This window comes from Hydrogenophaga sp., from assembly GCF_026125825.1.
Taxonomy (GTDB): domain Bacteria; phylum Pseudomonadota; class Gammaproteobacteria; order Burkholderiales; family Burkholderiaceae_C; genus Hydrogenophaga.
In genome coordinates, this window is record NZ_JAHCKK010000212.1 from 1 (window position 1) to 1,889 (window position 1,889).

Sequence of the window (1,889 nt, forward strand, 5' to 3'; positions counted from 1 at the left end):
CCCACCACCCACCCCCATGAGTCCGTCCCACCCTGCCGTCACCTGGACCGATCCGGCTCGGGAAGCCGCCTTTCACGCCTGGATGCAACCGCTGGCCACGCGCCTGGGCCTGTTGCCCGGCAGCCTGCGCCCCGCTTCGGCCGATGCAAGCTTTCGCCGCTACCTGCGCCTGGACGCCCAGGCGGGTGGCAGCCTGATCGTGATGGACGCGCCGCCGGCGCAGGAGAACTGCCAGCCCTTCGTGCACGTCGCCGGCCTGCTGCGCGAGGCCGGCCTGCTCGTGCCCGAGATCCTGGCCTGGGACGAACCTCAGGGCTTCATGCTGCTGAGCGACCTTGGCCACCAGACCATGCTCGATGGCATCGACGCCAGCAAGCCACAGGCCAACCACGCGCGCTACATGCAGGCGCTGGACGCGCTGCTGGCCTGGCAGCTGGCTTCCAGGCCCGGCGTGCTGCCGCCCTACAACGACGCCTTGCTGCGCCGCGAACTGCAGCTTTTCCCCGACTGGTACCTCGGACAGCACAAGGGCCTCACCCTCGATGCCACGCAGGCCCAGACGCTGCAGAAGACCTTCGACACCATCGTCGCCCACAACCTGGCCTCGCCGCAGGTCTACGTGCACCGAGACTTCATGCCCAGAAACCTGATGTTGCCACTGCAACCCGGTGATACACCCGCGCAGCAGCTGGGGGTGCTCGATTTCCAGGACGCGGTGCACGGCCCCATCACCTACGACGTGGCCAGCCTGATGCGCGACGCCTTCCTCAGCTGGGAAGAGGACTTCGTGATCGACGTCACCGTGCGCTACTGGGAAAAGGCGCGCGCGGCCGGCTTGATGGACTTCGAAGACTGGCACAGCGACTTCGGCGCCTTCTACCGCGGTGTGGAATGGATGGGCCTGCAGCGCCACCTGAAGGTGGCCGGCATCTTCGCGCGCCTCACCCTGCGCGACGGCAAGCCCAAGTACCTGGCCGATGCGCCGCGCTTCATCGGCTACATCCGCCACACGGCACACCGCTACCGGGCGCTCGGCCCGTTCCTGAAGATGCTCGACGAGATCGAAGGTCTGCAGGCCGCCTCCGGCTACGCCTTCGGGCGCGTTTGAGCATGCCGCGGTTCCACTGTCCGACGCCGCTGGTCGAAGGCCAGGCCCTCGCGTTGCCCGCCGCGGCCGCGCGCCATGTGCAGGTGCTGCGCCTGCAACCGGCTCAGACCATCATCCTTTTCAACGGCCAGGGCGGCGAGTGGGACGCCACCATCACCCGCATGGGCCGCAGCGACGTGGAGGTGGTGCTCGGTGCGCACCACGCCACCGAGCGCGAGCCCGCCCGTGCGGTGCACCTGGCGCTGGGCATGCCGGCCAATGAGCGCATGGACTGGCTGGTGGAGAAGGCCGCCGAACTGGGCGTGGCCAGCCTGCAGCCACTGCACACCGCGCACAGCGTGCTGCGCCTGGCCGGTGATCGGGCCATGAAGAAGCAGGCGCACTGGCAATCGGTGGCCGTGGCCGCGTGTGAACAGTGCGGCGGCAACCGCGTGCCCATGGTGCACCCGGTGAGCGATGTCGCGGCATGGCTGAAGGCGCTCGCGCCCGCCACCGCCGGCCAACCCGGCCTGCGCTGCCTGCTCTCGCTGGCCGAAGGCACGCAACCGCTGGCCAGCGCATTGGCACAGGCACCGGCCCGGGCACCGGTCTGGTTCCTCAGCGGGCCCGAAGGAGGGCTGAGCGCGACCGAAGACGCACAGGCCCGCGCGGCCGGCTTCCTGCCCGTCACGCTGGGTCCGCGCGTGCTGCGCGCCGAGACAGCGGCGCTTGCGGCGCTCACCCTCGCCCTGGGCTGAGCCCGTCCGCTCAGGCCGGCGCGAGCCGGAAGACCTGCACGACG

General features: G+C 70.1%; 2 protein-coding genes. Both read left to right on the forward strand.

Annotated elements, in window-relative coordinates; translation table 11 throughout:
- Nucleotides 1–16 precede the first annotated feature (16 nt).
- Nucleotides 17–1,108, forward strand: coding sequence for a phosphotransferase (locus KIT86_RS25035; protein WP_297403444.1), 1,092 nt, complete (start codon nt 17–19; stop codon nt 1,106–1,108).
- 2 nt (nt 1,109–1,110) lie between these two features.
- Nucleotides 1,111–1,845: a 16S rRNA (uracil(1498)-N(3))-methyltransferase gene (locus KIT86_RS25040; RefSeq protein WP_297403442.1), complete on the forward strand. Its 735-nt coding sequence runs from the start codon at nt 1,111–1,113 to the stop codon at nt 1,843–1,845.
- The last annotated feature ends 44 nt before the right edge of the window (nt 1,846–1,889 follow it).

Excerpts from the sequence above, each read along its gene's own strand:
- KIT86_RS25035 (WP_297403444.1), top strand. The coding sequence starts at position 17 with ATGAGTCCGTCCCACCCTGCCGTCACCTGGACCGATCCGGCTCGGGAA.
- KIT86_RS25040 (WP_297403442.1), top strand. The coding sequence starts at position 1,111 with ATGCCGCGGTTCCACTGTCCGACGCCGCTGGTCGAAGGCCAGGCCCTC.